Source organism: Natronolimnohabitans sp. A-GB9 (assembly GCF_030848565.1).
In the GTDB taxonomy this organism is placed as follows: domain Archaea; phylum Halobacteriota; class Halobacteria; order Halobacteriales; family Natrialbaceae; genus Natronolimnohabitans.
Window position 1 is genome coordinate 134,762 of the sequence record NZ_JAVDDV010000001.1, and the last position, 16,456, is coordinate 151,217.

A 16,456-nucleotide genomic window follows, 5' to 3' on the forward strand; every position below is an offset into this window, starting at 1 on the left:
TCGCTTCTCTACCGAGACCGAACACACCCGAATTCGAGACACCGGCACGGACTGTCCGAGTCCAGCAGCGGTTTATGGCTCGACTGCTTAGGGGTTGCCAATGAAAGGCAGCATCCTGGACACCATCGGCTCGCCGCTCGTCCAGGTCGATTCGCCGGAGGGCGTCACTGTCGCCGCGAAGATCGAGTCCTTCAACCCCGGCGGCTCGGCCAAGGACCGGCCGGCACTCCAGATGATTCGGGCGGCCGAACGCGACGGCCGCATCGAACCGGGCGATCGGCTCGTTGAGCCGACAAGCGGCAACACCGGTATCGGCCTCGCCCTGGTTTGTGCCGCCCGGGACTACGACCTGACGATCGTCATGCCGGCGGACAAGTCCGAGGAGCGCCAGCAGATCATGGCTGCCTACGGTGCCGACCTCGAACTCGTCGACGGCGGCATGGGGGACGCCCGCGACCGCGCCGACGAACTCGAGGCCGAGGGTGCGATCCAGCTCGGCCAGTTCGAGAACCCCGCGAACCCCGAGGCCCACTACCAGACCACCGGAACGGAGATCATAGAGCAGGTCGACGACCGCGAGGTCGACGCCTTCGTCGCCGGCGTCGGCACCGGCGGCACCATCTCCGGTACGGGACGACGGCTCCGCGAGGTGTTCCCCGACATGGACATCATCGCCGTCGAGCCGGAACGCAACGCCGTCCTCTCGACCGGCGAGTCCGGCGACGACGATTTCCAGGGGATGGGACCGGGCTTCGTCAGCGAGAACCTCGATCGCGACCTGATCGACCGCGTCGAGACCGTCGCACTCGAGAACGCCGAAGACGAGTGTCGCCGCCTCGCCCGCGAGGAGGGTGTCCTCGTCGGCCAGTCCAGCGGCGCGACGAGTCTCGTCTCACAGCGGATCGCCAGCGAGATCGCCGACCCGGCCGGTACGGACGGCGATCCGCTCGTGGTCACGGTCTTCTGGGACAGCGGCGAACGCTATCTCTCGACTGGACTGTTCGACTGAACGTCACTCGAGTCTCACGGCGGATCGACGACGCGCGATATGCTGTCGGACAGAAGTACTGAAGCGGGTTCGCCGGACGGACGCGGCGACTGCCCACAGTAGTTCTGTCCGGCCGTATGAGCAAGCAAAAATCGTTTTTTCACCTTGGCGAACCTCTTTGAAGGAGTCCCGTTTTTATCCGAATATGACACGTCGATCCAGGCGAACGGTGCTGTCCGGCACTGCCGGCATCTTCGTACTCGCTGCCGACTATTTCGGCGATCGGATCTTCGACGGTGAAACCGACGAAGAGAGCGACCACGGTTCCGAGGAGAGTCCGACTGTCGTCGAGTCAGTTGACGACGTTCCGATCACCGACACCGCAGGTCCCGAGTCCGGTCCCGACGGAAAGTTGTTCTGTGACGCCGACGACGTACTCGAGTGGCTCACACGCTACGACCGCGACGACGAGGAATACACCGAGTTCGTCGACGTAACTGACTTCGAGACGTCGGTGATCGTCGCCCTCGAGGCCGACGCGCCGACACCCTGCCACGAGCTGTCACTCGAGGAGTCCGCATTCGAACAGCGGGACGAAAGCGAGGAGCCATCCCTCGAACTCGAGGCAGCAGTCCGCGAGGAAGAGGGCGACGAAACGGTGTGTCCGCAGGTCGAAAGTGTCGTCGGACGACTCATCCGGGCACCGATCGCGGACGAGCCCAGCGTCTCGGTGACGATCGTCGACCGTCACGGAGAGAATCACGATTTTCGGTTCGGTGACGGCGACGAGAGCGACTCGAACGACGCCGATTGATACGATCCCCTGTCGTCACGTCCCGCCGATCGCCAGGGCGGGGTCAGCAATCGGCGGGAGATCGGTACAGCAGTCCGTATGAGACTCGATTTTCGCGTCGCGTTCAGGGCGAGTGCTCGTCTTCGGTAAGCCGGACGACGAGCGTCTCGTCGACGTCTCTGAGGTCGTACTCCGGGAGTTCGCCGCCCGTCCGGCGAACGTACAGCGGCTCGACGAGTCGCCGAGTCGGTCCGGGAACACGGCCGCCGTTCGCCGATGCCTGATCGTCTCCGCTCGAGGCGTCCCCGTCGTCCGTCTCCGACGCCGGCTGCTCGCCGCTCGAGGTATCCGACTCGATCCGCTCGAGACCGTATATCTTGCAGAACTCGGCGGTCTCGGCCGGTTCGACGTCGCCGTTGCGGAGGTCGCGTGCGAGCGCTCGAGAGAGCCACTCCTCGTCGCTGACGCTTGGCTCCAGGACGAGTGCCTCGTCGACGAACCGCGTGAGATACCAGTTCAAGTCGTTTAGCAGCGAGATCGCGGCGCCGACGCTGACCGTCCGGAGCGCGATGGCGTTCTCGAACGGACGCGTCAGTTCGTACGTCGCGAGGGCCTCGCGGGAGGTCTCCCGGGAGAGGAGTTCGTACTGGAGATTACAGTCGTCGTTCCCGATGAGACAGACGCGAGTCACTACTCATCGGTCGGTTCGGCGATATAATGTGGGTTTCGCTCTCCCGACGACGTCGCGACCGTCCTCGAGTCGGTGCTGATCTCGTGATCGGCGATTCCCAGCGTTGTCCGTCGCTAACGGGATCGTCTCAGGGCTCGACGAGGTCCGCGTTCCGGGCTGCGCGTTCGGCCCGCTCGAATACGTCGTCGGGTTCGTTCTCGAGGAGAGGCTCGAGGCGAGCGTTGGTCTCGGTGCGGTCGGGAGCGACGCGGTTGCAGCCGGCGTCGATCGTCGAATCGGTGAAGGTACCGATCTCGCGGGCCTGATCGACGATGTCGTGTTTGTCGCGGGTGAGCAGCGGCCGATGAATCGGGAGATCGGTGGCACGACTGGTGACGCCGAGGTTCTGGATCGTCTGGCTGGATTTCTGCCCGACGGCCTCGCCGGTGACGATCCCGTGGGCGTCGACGCGCTCGGCCAGCGTCTCGGCGGCCCGGTAGAAAAAGCGTCGCAGCGAGAGCATCCGTCCCTGTTCCATCTCGTCGACGAGTAGGTCGACCGTCTCGCCGCCGGGGATCCGGTAGACCTGCATGTCGAAGTTCGGTGCGTACTGCGAGAGCGTCCTGACGGTCTCCATCGCGCGGGCCTCGTGATCGATCCCACCGTAAGCACCGAGGTCGACGTAGGCCGGGACGATGGGGGAGCCACGGCGCATCAGTTCGTAGGCCGCGACCGGCGAGTCGATCCCGCCGCTGACCAGTGCGATCACCGGCTCTTGGGCGCCAAGCGGGAGACCACCCGGACCGGGAGCTTTCTCGAGGTAGATAAACGCGGAGTCCTCGCGGACCTCGACGCCGAACGTGAGATCCGGATCGTCGAGGTCGACTTCGGGCTCGAACTCGTCTGCGACGGCTTCCCAGATTGCGGTGCCGCCCTCGCGAGCTAGTTCCTCGCTGTCGTATGGCAGAGTCTTGTCGGCCCGGCGGGCGTCGACCGCGAACGTACCCCCGTCGTAGCGTTCGTGGGCCGTCTCCACGAGGGCTTCGATGATAGCCTCCTTCTCGATGGTGACGGTCAGACACGGGCTCGCGGAGACGACGCCGAAGGCGTCGGTCGCCGCGTCGGTCGCCGCCTCGACGTCGTCCTCGGTCGTGTGGATCAGTGGCCGGTTCCACCGCTTTTCGACCTCGGCGGGGATCTCCCGGTCCGCGAGGAGGGCCTCGAGGTTCTCGACGAGAAGCCCCTCCATGTACCGCTTTACGGTGTTGCTCTTGGTGTTTATGTCCCCGTGGCGGACGAGGACCGTGTCGGCTCCCGGAGGATGCATGGCTGTGAATAGATGAGTGGGGCTATAAGGGGGTTGCGTAAGGACGAGACGGGACCTCGAGGGCGTCGGCCGCTCTCAGCTCACTGACTCGCCGACCGACGGACTGACGCGGCCGGTGTGGACGTAGATGCCGGCGACGAGGACGATCCCGGCGAGCATCGGGACGATCGCGCTGACCCCGTAGATGACCTCGAAGCCGACGACGTCGACCAGCGGTAGCGAGACCAGTGGTCCGAGTCCGCCGCCGACGTCGCCGAAGACGTTGTTCGTCCCCATCGCACGGCCGACCCGTTCTTCCGGCGTGAGATCCGCCAAAAGCGCCGTCAGCGGACCGCCGACGCCGCCCTGGCCAGCACCGATCAGGAGACAGGCGACGATCATACCCTCGAAACTCGTACTGAACGCCAGGACGGCGAAACCGATACAGGAGGTCGTCAGGAAGCCGATCATGATGGGGACGCGAGCACCGACGGCGTCGGAGAGAGCGCCGCCGCCGAGGGTAAACACCGAGCCGGCGAGTACCGTGATCGCCATCAGCATGCCCGACGACCCCTGGGCGTCGAGTCCGAAGATCGAGATCGCGCGAGCGTCGAGCAACAACACCAGTGTCGAGAAGAGCACGCCGATGTAGGCGAAGTAGAGCCCGAAGTTGACCAGCCCGATCGTCAGTGCGGGGACGCTGCGCTCGACGTCCCAGGGTTTGACCGACTCCTGTTCGCCCTCGACGTGGGTCTCGGGGACGATCAGATAGGCGATGACGCTCGCGAGGGCGGCGAAGGCGGCCGCGAGGACGAACGCCTCGACGTTCCCCCAGACGTCGCTGACGACGCCGCCCAGAACGAGTCCTGCGGGGAAGCCGAAGGTGATACCCGCACGGACGATACCCATGCTCGTCCCCCGAGAGTCGGCCTCGCTGACGTCGGCGGTGATCGTGTAGGCGGTCGCGAAGACGAGCGCACTGCCGATCCCCCACAGCACCCGGGCGACCATGAACCAGGCTTCGGGCATCGGCGAAACGATTGCGACGACGTACATGAACGTCGCGACACCCTCGATCGCCAGCCCGGCGACGAACGGTGTTCGGGTCCCGATCCGGTCGACGAGGATCCCCGCCGGCGCGTTGGCCACGAGCCGCGTAAAGCGGTTGGCACTCAGGATCAAACCGACCATAAACGCCGAGATTCCCAGTACCTCGCCCAGATTCGGCAGGATCGGGAAAATCACACCCCCGCCGAAGCCGACGAAGAAGGTACTGGCGACGACGGCGAGGACGATCCGGTTCGACTCGGGTGTCGGAAGGTTCACTGGCGATCGCTCTCGAGGAATGGGTCGATTCGTAACTCCAGGTCGTACCACACCGCTCGCGCTAAAGGGAGTGTCGAAACCGGTGGATCGCGAGGCCGCGTCGACTGCCGACCGACCGACGCGTCGGCCGATCGAATCTTGTGTCCGCGGCACAAACCGGATATCGGACCGATGGGCCAGCAGCCACTCCGCGTCGTCGCGCTTTCGGGACCGAGCGACTCGGGCAAGACGACGCTCGTCGAACGTCTCGTTCCGCGACTGGCCGACCACGGCCGCGTCGCGACGGTCAAGTCGATCCACCACGACATCGAGATCGACACCCCAGGTGCCGACACGCATCGCCACCGGACCGCAGGCGCCGAGACCGTCGTCGGGATCACGCCGGAACTCACCTTCGACATCAGCACACACGGCAAGCGCGACCCACCCGATCGGCTCGACGGCACCGACGTACTCGCCGCCGACGACCCGGAGATACGGGCCCTCGCGAGTACACTCGAGCGCCTCGAGCGCCGTGGCTACGCGTTCGTCGTCGTCGAAGGGTTCTCCGCGGCGCCGCTGCCGACGATCCTCGTCGGGGATCGTGATCCCGACACCGTCGGCGGCGAGATCGTCGGTCGGGGAACGGACGACCTCGAGACGCTCGTAACGACGATCCGCGAACTCGAGGGAATCGGCGACCGATCCGAAGACGGAGGTGCTGACGAATAATTGATACCTACACGAGAATGACTCCGTCACAAGACGGATCATTCACCGTGTAATTCGACTTCGTCGTTGCTAATCTCTTTGGAAACGGGATTATTGGATTCCCCGTCATACGCTTGGTTGAACTCATGACATCGATCGCAGACATCGAGATCCCGGCCGACGGAACCGGAACCGGCGAGCTGTTCGAGGCAGCTCCCTCACTGAACTGTGAAATGGAGCGAGTAATCGCCTCGAGCGGCCACGGCCTCTGGCTCTCCGGCCCCTCCCAAGACGCCATCGAGTTGGCGCTGAACGACGCCTCGGCGATCGGCGCGTACTCACTGATAAACAGCGAGGACGACCGCTGGCTCTACGACATCGAGTTCGAGCCCGACGCTATCGACGTCTTCGATCTGATCATCGAAGAGAACGGGACGGTGCTCTCGGCGTCGGCCGCCAACGGCACCTGGCTGTTGAGCATCCGCTTTGCCGACCGCGAGAGCGTCAGCTCGCTGTACGACCGCTTCGACGACGCCGGCGTTACGCCGACGATCGTTCGCCTGTTCGACCTCGAGGAGGAGAGCCACACCCAGTGTGGACTCACCGCTCGCCAGTACGAGACCCTCGTCGCGGCGATCGATCACGGCTACTTCGAGATCCCCCGTGAGGTATCGATGCAGGAACTCTCCGAAGAGCTCGACATCTCCCACCAGGCCCTCTCGGAGCGGCTCCGTCGGGCCTATCGCGCGCTAGTCACGTCGGAGTTGAACGTCTCCGAAGACGATACCGTCGCGCCGCCGGTTCCCTCGAACTGAATCCGTCGACCTCGGGTGTCACACGGTGTGTCGTTCGGAGTACGAGCCCCTGTTTTCGTCGAACGGCTACGATCCGTGAGGGCAGACAACGCATACCGTTATACGTCACGGCCGAGACCGGTCGTGCATGCACGTCGATAGCGAGGACGGGATCCTCCGGATCACCTTCGATCGACCCGACGCGCGAAACGCCATTACGACGGAGACAGCCGTCGAACTCGCCGAGACGATCGACGACGCTTCGCCTGCGGAGTATCATGCGATCGTCCTGGCCGGCGACGGCGATGCCTTCAGCGCCGGCGGCGACATCCAGTCGCTTGCCGAGTTTCCCGACACGTCGCGAGACGCCTACGAGACGGTTACCGAGACCTTCGGACGGGTCGTCGAAGCGATGCTCGAGTGTCCCGTGCCGATCGTCGCGAAGGTCGATGGCGACGCCATCGGCGCCGGTCTGGCGATCGTCGCGCTCGCAGATATCGCGTACGCAGCCGAGGACGCGAACTTCTCCTGTGCGTTCGTCCGCGTCGGTCTGATCCCCGATACCGGCGGGACCTTCATGCTCCCGCACATCGTTGGCCTGCGGGCCGCCAAGAAGCTCGCGTTCACCGGCGAGTTCTTCGACGCCGAGCGTGCCGCCGACCTCGAACTGGTCAACGAGGCCGTGCCGGCCGAGGAACTCGACGACCGCGTCGCCGAAACCGTCGACCAGTTGCGCTCGAGTCCGACGGAGATCATCGGCATGATGAAACAAGCGATGCACGAGAACGTGACGCGCCACTGGTCGGAGGCACTGGACTACGAGAACCTGCTGCAAGTCCAGGCCCGCACCTCCGACGCCCACGAGGAAGGCGTCACTGCCTTCCTCGAGGGACGGGATCCAGAGTTCGACGACTGAGACGGTCTCCTGTCGTCACGTCTCACCGATCGCCCACCCCGTGTTGGCGATCGTCGGTGTTCGATACGACAGTCCGTATGAGACGGACGGTTCGCGGTCTCGAGATGCGTTCGCGCGCTCACGGACTGTTAGCAGCCAGTATCGCTCTCCAACCGCAAGCCACCGCAAGCACCACGATGATCCTTTTGTTGGCCATCTAGCGTATTGCAATGTCCCCACAGTTTACCGACGACGACATCGGCAAGACCGTCGTCAACGCCCACGGCGACGAGGTCGGGCTCGTCGCGGACGTCGAACACGGCACCGCCCACGTCGAGCCGGATCCCGGCATCACGGACACGATCAAGGCGAAACTCGGCTGGGGCGGGACCGACGAAGATACCTATCCGCTCCAGGAGGGGTCTGTCGCGCAAGTGACCGACGACCAGGTCCGCCTCGAGGGTGACCTCTCGGGCAGTGCCGGTAGCACAACCGGTACTGGAACCACGAGCGACATGGACACAGGGTCGGAGACGACAGGCACGACCGATACCGGAACGACCGGCACCGGAACCGACAGGGGCGACGATGAGTTGATCGGTGACGATGACGACGATATGATCGGTGACGACGACAGCGGACTCATGGACGACGATGACGACGATATGATCGGTGACGATGACGACGATACGATCGGTGACGACGACAGCGGACTCACGGACGACGATGACGAGTTGATCGGCGACGACGATGACAGCGGACTCATGGACGACGATGACGACGACCTAATCGGTGACGACGATGACAGCGGACTCACGGACGACGATGACGACGACCTGATCGGTGACGATGATGACAGCGGACTCACGGACGACGATGACGACGATGTTATCGGCTGAACAGGCGCAATACCACGCCGTTCACGGCGTTGACGAGACGCGAAGCGTCTCGTTCGCACACCAGAAATCTCCGATTTCTGAGGACGTGGATACGCGCCGTCACTCTGGGAAACGTCCTACCGTTCAAACGCCCGCTCTGAGTTTCCTACGGTGAAGTTTAAGTGACAGGCCGACCTGCGCTAATGTAGGAATTGGTCGGAACGGAGCGGATTCCGAACCGTCCTTCGGAGGTCGTTCGAAAATCGGATATTTTCGTGATCTCGAGAGACACAGTCTCTCGGACGACGGCCTGTCCGCCCACGCAACGAGGCAGTATCCGGAAGGGCAGTCGGTGAACGCACATTCCAGAAGAGTGTGACCGTGCCGACTACTGAAAGCGAGCACCACGATACCCCCGACTCTGCTGACGCCTGCTGGCGTCCCCGTGGCAAAAACAACACCGGGACGCCATACACGGTCGAGGATAGGGGTAACGGCGGTTTGGCACCGCCAGCAGTCCACCACACCGACACTGTGGGACTACCCGTGCCCGAAAGGTGTGGTAGTCCGTCGATTGGACTGCAAACCTGAAACTCCCACCGCTCGGGATTCCTCCGCCTTCAGGCGGAGGAGGATGTCAACGGCGACGACACCCGCTAGTCGATCGTCGCCAGACCAGACGCCACCGGTTCCGACTCGAGCCGTTCGTTATTCGCCGAGCATCGATCCTTTTTGTGCGGTTCGTCGACCGATCGAGAGAACCCGCACTCGAACGTCGCTCGAGTCACTCGTCGGTCGATTGCCGACGCTCATATCGTCGGAGGCGGGCGTGAGAGATACTCTCGAGTGAGACGCCCGTCAGGATTCGGAGTCCGGTTCGCCGTGGGTGACGCCGTCGCGCTCGTCGGCCCGCATCCGTCGCAACGCCGCCCGCGCGTTGCTCGCCTCGTAACCGAAGCAGACGCGCTCGCCGTACTCCGCGGCGACTTCGGTCGCGTGGATCAGATTGTCGATATCGACGTTTACCGCGTACAATTCGATGTTAAACGGCGTCTCGAGCGCGCTCTCGAAGCCACGAGCGATCGTCTCGAGCCAGTAGGTCGTCTCGTAGGCCGTATCGTACAGTGGGACGACGAACTCGTCGACGTGTTCCTCGATCGCCTCGAGATCGATGCCGGCCCGTTCGTAGAGGTGGCCTGGGTATGGGTCGGGGTACAGCGTCATGTAGACCGTTCCAGGAATGCGGTCGGTGGCCTCCTCGATGAACTCGGTGATGACGTTCGCGCGCCACTCGAAGCGGTCGTCGAACTCACTTTCCTCGAATGCCTTCTCGCAGATCCCACAACGGCAGTACTCGGCCCGTGGGAAACCGACGTCGTCGAGTCGAACGTCCTCGTTTTCGGCGACGCAGTCGTCGATGACCTCGAGTAAGCCCTCGCGGTAGTCCGCCCGGGAGGGACAGATATACGCCCAGTCGAAGTACTCCCGATCGCGCGTGGCCGGTCGGCCGAAGTCGTCGACGGGGACCAGCGACGGATCGGCGTCGGCGGCAGCGTTGTCGCCGAAACAGGAGACCATGTTCACGCCGTCCTCGATCGGTTCGGCGGACCGGCCGGTAACGTCTTTGACCTCGTAGAACCCCCGATCGAACTCCGGCCAGCGGACCTCTTCAGCGTTGCGCGTGACGACGCCGTACATAACTCAGCGTACGACGCCGTCGCCGTAAGCCGTTCGGAATCGAACGGTCGATCGCGCGTGAGCGCCCGCGCCCGCCATCGAGGGGACGCGGATGGATACGACACTGCCGGCCGACGGTCCGACGAACCGACCGCGTCTCGAGTGCGATCGGTGTGAACCGGGTCGTCCGACAGTCCACTCGGCAGCTATTCGGCGGGTTCGTATTCGACCTCTTCGATATCGACGTCGGAAGAGCCGCTGCTTACGACTTTCCAGAGGACGGCGATGACGAACAGGGCAACCAGAATTTTGACTGTACGAGACATGTACGAGAGAACGTTATTTTGACAACCACTTAGAGATTCTGGATGTCACTCTCACCGTGGCATCGAGATCCGGATCCGGTTTCGGCCTCGAGCGTCGCTGCAGGTCTCGTACGGCTCTCTGTTCGTCTCATACGGTCTCCTGTCGTCACTGCCCGCCGCTCGCCGACCCTGCGTAGTGACGACGGTAACTCGGTACAGCAGTCCGTCTCAGGTGTCGATCAGCGACGCGATCTCCTCGCGGACGATCGTCCCACAGTAGGTACACCGAACCCCGTCGTCGAGCACCTCGAACCGGCTGGAGACGGGTTCGTCGCCGGTGGTGATACAGCCCGTGTTTGGACAGGAGAGGACGCCCTCGACGATCTCGGGGCGCTCGACGCGGTGTTTCTCGACCACCTCGTAGTCGCGGACGATGTTGATCGTCGCGTCGGGCGCGATCAGCGAGAGGACGTCGACCTCGTCCTGGCTGAGTTCCCGTCCCTCGACCTTGACGATGTCCTTGCGCGCGAGGCGATCGGACGGGACGTTCATCCCGACCGAGACTTCCTCTCCCTGGCTGCCGTCGATTCCGAGGATCGCCAACACGTTCAGCGCCTGTCCGCCGCGGACGTGGTCGATGACGGTCCCGTTCCGAATCTTGCTGACGCGCAGTTCGTGTTCGTCTCCGTCGCGGTCGTCACTCATCGGTCTCACCTCCCTCGGAGAGGAAGAGATCGAGCAGTGCCATCCGCACCGGGACCCCGTTGTGTGCCTGATCGAAGTACGCGGCGTAGTCGGTGTCGTCGATTGCCGGCGCGATCTCGTCGACGCGGGGCAGTGGATGCATGATCGTCAGATCGTCGCTCGCCGCCTCGAGCGTGTCGGCGTCGATCTGGTACTCGCCGGCGACCTTCTGGTACTCCCGCTCGTCGGGGAACCGCTCGCGCTGGATCCGGGTGACATAGAGGACGTCCAACGACGGCAGGATCTCCTCGAGGGAGTCGTGTTCGCGGATCGTCGCGCTCTCGTCGACCTGATGGAGGTCGTAGACAACCTCCCGTGGGAGCTGGAGGCTCTCGGGGCTGACGAAGTGCTGGCGCGTATCGAAGTTGGTCAGCGCGTGTGCAAGCGAGTGAACCGTCCGACCGTACTTCAGGTCGCCCATGATCCCGATGGTGAGATCGTCTAGCCCGGCGTTTTCCCGGATCGTGTAGAGATCCAGCAGCGTCTGTGTGGGATGATGTCCGGCCCCGTCGCCGGCGTTCAAAAGCGGGACGTCGACGTACTCGCTTGCCATCTTGGCTGCACCCTCTCTCGGGTGGCGCAAAACCAGGGCGTCGGCATAGCCTTCGATGACCCGGACCGTGTCGGCGAGCGTCTCGCCTTTCTTGACACTCGAGGACTCGATCGAACCCATGTCGACGACGTCGCCGCCGAGTCGCTTCATTGCGGTTTCGAAGCTCATCTTCGTCCGCGTGCTCGGCTCGAAAAAGAGCAATCCGAGCAACGTGTTTGCGTGGCGGTCGGCGACGGCCGCTGGATCGGCGTCGATCTCGGCCGCCCGGTCGAGGACGGTCTCGATGTCCGCCCGCGAGAGTTGTTTGCTCGTGATGAGGTGATCGTGACGCATTCGTTCGTGTTGGCTCCTGCCGAGCCCTTGAATCTCTCCATTCGAGATCGAAAACTGGTTGTGAGAACGAACTGATTTCGTGATTGTTTTTTGTCTATAAATTAGTTCGAAGCCAAAGAGTTATGCAAGCGCTGCGGTAATTGATTCCAATTGTATGGTCGGTCGGCTGGAAACCGGAATCGACGTGCTGGACCGGAAGCTCGACGGTGGGCTCCCACCGGGCTGTATCGTCGCCTACACTGCCGATCCGGCCAGCCAGTCCGAGCTGTTGTTGTACGAACTCACGGCTGCCCGTGGAACGCTGTACCTGACGACCGAACGCTCCGACGACGCCGTCCGCCACGCGATCGACGCCTCGCCGTCGGCGGTCGGCAACCCGACCGTTCGCCACGTCACCGGCGACGAGCCACTCGAGGAGGCAACTCGGCTGATCGGCGCGCTTCCCGACGGTGCGAACCTCATCGTCGACACGATGGACGCCTTAGAGCGGACCGACACCGACGCGTACGTCGATTTCCTCAACGATCTCAAGACCCAGATGCTCGAGACGGGATCGATCGCCGTCTTACACTGTCTGAAAGGCGCCGGCGAACCCGACAACCGCACGCAGACCTACCACGCCGCCGACGCCGTCTTCGACCTCCGGACCGCGACGGCTGGTACCGAACTCGAGAACCACCTCACGATTCCCAAGTTCCGTGGTGGCGGGCAGCCGACCGAGGCGATCAAACTCGAGTTAGTCGAGGAGGTCGCGATCGACACGAGCCGGGATATCGCCTGATCAGCCGTCCGCTCGGCGGTCCGACGAAGCGACCGCGGACCGCTCGGCCGCCCGGTCACTCGGAGCGGATCTCGATCGAGCCAGTCATCTCGTCGCTGTGTGACTCACAGAGGTAGAGTTCCATCTCGTCGGTCGCGTCGACGGTGAGTGCGGTCGTTTCGGATTCCTCGTCGACGAAACTCGTCGACGTGATCGGTTCGTCCCCATCCCAGATCGCGAGGTTGTGGCTCGCGCCGTCGGTATTCGTCCAGACGAACTCGTATTCGGAACCCTCGTAGAGAGCGATATCGGGGTTCTCGACGTCCTCGATGACCGACGGACGACGTCCGACCCAGGCACCCTCGACGGCGTCGAGTTCGATCGTCTCGACGTCCTCCCACTCGTCGTCTTCGTCTTCGTCTTCTGGTGGGTCTTCGTCGTCGGCTTCCTCCTCGAGTTCGTCGGTACCGTTTTCGTCCGGTTCACCGCCCTCTTCTCCGCCGTCAATACAGCCGGCGACGAGCCCTGCGGTGACGAGTCCGCCGCCGAAACGAACGACGGTTCGTCGTGAAAGCGGATCGGTTCGTTTCATTACCTCGGGCTTGTCTCCTGCGAGAAATAAGCTAGCGGCCGACACTCGCGTGGGGTCGCCGTGTCGGTCTCGCGTTGAGTTGGAGAAAGCGAATCGAAAATCGGGTCGGTCGTTACTCTTCGGCGCCTTCGAGCTCTTCGACGATCTCGTCGGCATCGACGTCGGCGTCTTCGAGGGCGTCCTCGATGTCGCCGCCGCCCATACCGCCCATGCCGCCCATCATACCGCCCATGCCCATACCCATGCCGTCGATGACTTCCTGGACGATGACGCGGTCGACGCCGATCTGGTCGATGATCTGCTGACCGATCTGCTGTTTGCCCATCATCCACTGCTGGTTCATCGTCATCTGGGGCGTAGCCTCGAGATAGAGCGTCTCCTTCTCGACGACTTCGGTCTCGAACTCAGGCTCGGCAGGTTCGTCGTCTTCGTCTTCGTCCTCGTCGGGTTCGACGGGGACTTCCTCCTCGACTTCGTCCGTCTCGATCCAGAGTTCGGGCTCCATCCCGAGCATCATCTCGAACAGGCCGGCTGCCTGCTGTTCTCGGTCGTCGACGACGTCGAGTACCTCGTACTCGTACTCGACGTCCTCGCCGGCCAGCGGGTGATTGAAGTCGACACGGGCGCGGCCGCCGATGATCGTGCTGATGTAGCCCTGGCGACCGTCGACCTGGACGTTCGCACCGGGGTAGCGGTCGTCCTCGTCGATCTTCTCTGCGCTGACGGTCTCGACGTTGTCAGGGTCGTACTCACCGAAGGCATCCTCGGCGGGGATCGTCACGGAGCCCTCGTCGCCGGCCTCGGAGCCGATGATGGCCTCCTCGACACCTTCGAAGATGTGTCCCTCACCGAGGACGATCGTACGCGGTTTGAACTCCTGACCCTGGTCGTCGACGCCTTCTTCCTCGGCGACGTCCGGGTCGGTCGTGTCGACCAGCTGGTCGCCCTCGACCGTGTATGCGGTGTATTCGATCTCGACGAAATCGCCCTCCTGAAGCCCTTCTGCTTCGGCTTCAGCGTCTTCGTCTACGTCCTCTGCAACGTCATCGGCCTGTTCCTCAGGCTCGGCCTCCTGTTCCTCGGTCATACGTTGTACGTCCGCCCGTCTACATTTAAGTACGACGTTTTTCCCCGAGAACGACCGATACTTACGACCGCTCCCCGTGGCCCCGCTCATGTACGAAGTCGAAGTGAAGGTCCCTGCCGACCTCGAGGCCGTCCGGGAGCGACTCGAGGCCACGGACGCCGACCGAAAGCGGACCGTCGTCCAGGAAGACACGTACTACGACGCGCCCCACCGATCGTTCGTCGAAACCGACGAGGCGCTGCGAATCCGTCGGGAGTCGATCCCCGAAACGGGCACCGACGAGAGCCGTATCACCTACAAGGGTCCGTTACTCGACGACGAATCGAAGAGCCGTGAGGAGTTCGAGACCGCCGTCGGCGACGGCACGACGATGGACGCCGTCCTGACGAACCTCGGCTTCGAGGCGACCGCGACGGTCCGCAAGGAACGCGAGCGGTACGGCCTCGAGGAGTATACGATCACGCTCGACGCGGTCGACGACGTCGGCGAGTACGTCGAGGTCGAGACCGACGTCGAACGTGAAGCCGACGTCGAGTCGGCCCGCGACGGTGCGTACGCCCTCCTCGAGCGACTGGACCTCGATCCCGACGAGGGAGTTCGGACGTCGTATCTGGGACTGTTGCTCGAGTCCTGACCGCTGTCGATCAGTACCGGTCCCCCCACAGATGGGCCCTGAGTTCGCTCGTTACAGCGGATTGCACGACGGGCACCAGTCGATCTGAGACTGCCGTTCGCCGGCGGTTCGGTTCGATCTCTCTCGAGCGATGTGTATTACTACCAAGCATTTTCAATTCGATTTTGTTTCCGCAAGTTATAGAACCACGGTCCTCCAATCACCGGTAATGAGCGAGCGGAACATTCGGGTCGAGCCGATCGACCGACAGGCAGTCGAAGACCAGGAAGTCGAAATCGTCGAGCGAAAGGGAATCGGCCACCCCGACTCGATCTGTGACGGGGTCGCTGAGGCCGTCTCCGGCGCGCTGGCCCGGGAGTACATCGACCGCGTCGGCGAAGTGTTGCACTTCAACACCGACGAGACTCAGCTAGTCGCCGGCGAGGCCGCGCCCGCGTTCGGCGGCGGCGAGGTCGTCGACCCGATCTATCTGTTGATCGTCGGCCGTGCGACCAAACACTACGAGGGCCAGACGATCCCTGCCGAGACGGTCGCCCTGCGGGCCGCCCGCGAGTATCTCGAGGAGACGATCCCCCATCTCGAGGTCGGTGAAGAGATCGTCGTCGACGTCAAACTCGGCGAGGGCAGCGGCGACTTACAGGAGGTCTTCGGTGAAGAGGAAGTCTCCGTACCGATGGCAAACGACACGAGTTTCGGCGTCGGTCACGCACCACTGACTGAGACCGAACGGATCGTCCGCGACGCCGAAGCCCGACTCAACGGCGAGTTCGCCGAGGAGAACCCCTATCTCGGCCAGGACGTGAAGCTCATGGGGAAACGTGAAGGTGACCACATCGACGTCACCGTCGCCGCCGCGATGATCGACGAGTACCTCGCCGACCTGGACGCCTATATCGAGGCCGTCGAGTCAGTCCGCGAGTTCGTCGAGTCGGTCGCCGACGAGCACACCGATCGCACGGTCGACGTTCACGTCAACACAGCCGACGACTACGAGGAGGGGTCGATCTATCTGACCGTCACCGGCACCTCCGCCGAGCAAGGCGACGACGGCTCCGTCGGTCGCGGGAACCGCGCCAACGGACTCATCACGCCCAACCGCTCGATGTCGATGGAAGCGACCAGCGGCAAGAACCCCGTCAACCACATCGGCAAGATCTACAACCTACTGTCGACCGAGATCGCAGAGGGTGTCGTCGACGAAGTCGACGGAATCCGTGATCTGCGCGTCCGCCTGCTCAGCCAGATCGGCCGCCCGATCGACCAGCCACACGTCGCCGACGTCCACGTCGTCACCGAGGACGGCGTCGCCCTCGGTGACGTCGAGACCGAGATCGAATCGATCGTCGACGAGAAACTCGCGAACGTCACCGACATCACCCGCCGCGTGATCGACGGCGAACTCTCGACGTTCTGATACTAGCTGACGACAGT

17 protein-coding genes are annotated in these 16,456 nt (G+C 63.4%); 9 read left to right on the plus strand and 8 right to left on the minus strand.

All coding sequences use genetic code 11. The features are described 5' to 3' along the window. Nucleotides 1-100: 100 nt before the first annotated feature. A complete protein-coding gene (locus RBH26_RS00640) occupies nucleotides 101-1,009 on the plus strand; it encodes a PLP-dependent cysteine synthase family protein (RefSeq protein ID WP_306755878.1) in 909 nt (302 codons plus the stop codon). Nucleotides 1,010-1,193: 184 nt separating this feature from the next. Then, nucleotides 1,194-1,802: a hypothetical protein gene (locus RBH26_RS00645; protein ID WP_306755879.1), complete on the plus strand. Its 609-nt coding sequence runs from the start codon at nucleotides 1,194-1,196 to the stop codon at nucleotides 1,800-1,802. A gap of 103 nt (nucleotides 1,803-1,905) precedes the next feature. Here RBH26_RS00645 and RBH26_RS00650 read toward each other — a convergent pair whose 3' ends face one another. The 3 genes from RBH26_RS00650 to RBH26_RS00660 all read right to left on the minus strand — a co-directional run bounded on the left by RBH26_RS00650 (nucleotide 1,906) and on the right by RBH26_RS00660 (nucleotide 5,083). Further along, the gene (locus tag RBH26_RS00650; protein ID WP_306755880.1) at nucleotides 1,906-2,472 is read right to left on the minus strand and encodes a DUF5804 family protein; all 567 of its coding nucleotides are present in this window, start codon (nucleotides 2,470-2,472) and stop codon (nucleotides 1,906-1,908) included. Nucleotides 2,473-2,599: 127 nt separating this feature from the next. Beyond that, nucleotides 2,600-3,778, minus strand: coding sequence for a tRNA sulfurtransferase (locus RBH26_RS00655; RefSeq protein WP_306755881.1), 1,179 nt, complete (start codon nucleotides 3,776-3,778; stop codon nucleotides 2,600-2,602). Nucleotides 3,779-3,853: 75 nt separating this feature from the next. Beyond that, complete coding sequence (locus RBH26_RS00660) at nucleotides 3,854-5,083, minus strand: MFS transporter (protein WP_306755883.1); 1,230 nt, start codon at nucleotides 5,081-5,083, stop codon at nucleotides 3,854-3,856. A gap of 171 nt (nucleotides 5,084-5,254) precedes the next feature. Here RBH26_RS00660 and mobB point away from each other — a divergent pair, with 171 nt between their 5' ends. The 4 genes from mobB (at nucleotide 5,255) to RBH26_RS00680 (ending at nucleotide 8,361) form a co-directional block, all read left to right on the plus strand. Next, nucleotides 5,255-5,794 (plus strand): molybdopterin-guanine dinucleotide biosynthesis protein B, encoded by a 540-nt coding sequence (mobB, locus tag RBH26_RS00665; protein ID WP_306755884.1) that lies wholly within the window; start codon nucleotides 5,255-5,257, stop codon nucleotides 5,792-5,794. 125 nt (nucleotides 5,795-5,919) lie between these two features. Then, the gene (locus RBH26_RS00670) at nucleotides 5,920-6,588 is read left to right on the plus strand and encodes a helix-turn-helix domain-containing protein (RefSeq protein WP_306755886.1); all 669 of its coding nucleotides are present in this window, start codon (nucleotides 5,920-5,922) and stop codon (nucleotides 6,586-6,588) included. Between the two features lie 127 nt (nucleotides 6,589-6,715). Continuing rightward, entirely contained in the window at nucleotides 6,716-7,483 is a 768-nt protein-coding gene (locus RBH26_RS00675) for an enoyl-CoA hydratase/isomerase family protein (RefSeq protein WP_306755887.1), read from the plus strand. Nucleotides 7,484-7,692: 209 nt separating this feature from the next. Then, complete coding sequence (locus RBH26_RS00680; RefSeq protein WP_306755889.1) at nucleotides 7,693-8,361, plus strand: hypothetical protein; 669 nt, start codon at nucleotides 7,693-7,695, stop codon at nucleotides 8,359-8,361. Nucleotides 8,362-9,198: 837 nt separating this feature from the next. Here RBH26_RS00680 and RBH26_RS00685 read toward each other — a convergent pair. The 3 genes from RBH26_RS00685 to pyrB form a co-directional block, all read right to left on the minus strand. Beyond that, the gene (locus RBH26_RS00685) at nucleotides 9,199-10,038 is read right to left on the minus strand and encodes a hypothetical protein (RefSeq protein WP_306755890.1); all 840 of its coding nucleotides are present in this window, start codon (nucleotides 10,036-10,038) and stop codon (nucleotides 9,199-9,201) included. Between the two features lie 512 nt (nucleotides 10,039-10,550). After that, entirely contained in the window at nucleotides 10,551-11,027 is a 477-nt protein-coding gene (gene pyrI, locus RBH26_RS00690) for an aspartate carbamoyltransferase regulatory subunit (RefSeq protein ID WP_306755892.1), read from the minus strand. Continuing rightward, nucleotides 11,020-11,952, minus strand: a complete 933-nt coding sequence (pyrB, locus tag RBH26_RS00695) for an aspartate carbamoyltransferase (protein ID WP_306755894.1) — start codon at nucleotides 11,950-11,952, stop codon at nucleotides 11,020-11,022. The genes pyrI and pyrB overlap by 8 nt, the downstream gene beginning before the upstream one ends. Nucleotides 11,953-12,106: 154 nt before the next feature. Between pyrB and RBH26_RS00700 the strand changes: the two genes are divergently transcribed. Next, on the plus strand, nucleotides 12,107-12,733 hold the full coding sequence (locus tag RBH26_RS00700) for a transcriptional regulator (protein ID WP_306755895.1): 627 nt from the start codon (nucleotides 12,107-12,109) through the stop codon (nucleotides 12,731-12,733). Nucleotides 12,734-12,788: 55 nt separating this feature from the next. Here the strand turns inward: RBH26_RS00700 and RBH26_RS00705 are convergent, their stop codons facing one another. Next, entirely contained in the window at nucleotides 12,789-13,304 is a 516-nt protein-coding gene (locus RBH26_RS00705) for a hypothetical protein (RefSeq protein WP_306755896.1), read from the minus strand. A 112-nt stretch (nucleotides 13,305-13,416) separates the two neighbouring features. After that, the gene (locus RBH26_RS00710) at nucleotides 13,417-14,391 is read right to left on the minus strand and encodes a peptidylprolyl isomerase (RefSeq protein ID WP_306755898.1); all 975 of its coding nucleotides are present in this window, start codon (nucleotides 14,389-14,391) and stop codon (nucleotides 13,417-13,419) included. A gap of 88 nt (nucleotides 14,392-14,479) precedes the next feature. On the opposite strand from RBH26_RS00710, the gene cyaB reads away from it, so the two are divergent. Further along, nucleotides 14,480-15,025: a class IV adenylate cyclase gene (cyaB, locus tag RBH26_RS00715; protein ID WP_306755899.1), complete on the plus strand. Its 546-nt coding sequence runs from the start codon at nucleotides 14,480-14,482 to the stop codon at nucleotides 15,023-15,025. A gap of 208 nt (nucleotides 15,026-15,233) precedes the next feature. Next, a complete protein-coding gene (locus RBH26_RS00720; protein ID WP_306755900.1) occupies nucleotides 15,234-16,439 on the plus strand; it encodes a methionine adenosyltransferase in 1,206 nt (401 codons plus the stop codon). Nucleotides 16,440-16,456: the final 17 nt, after the last annotated feature.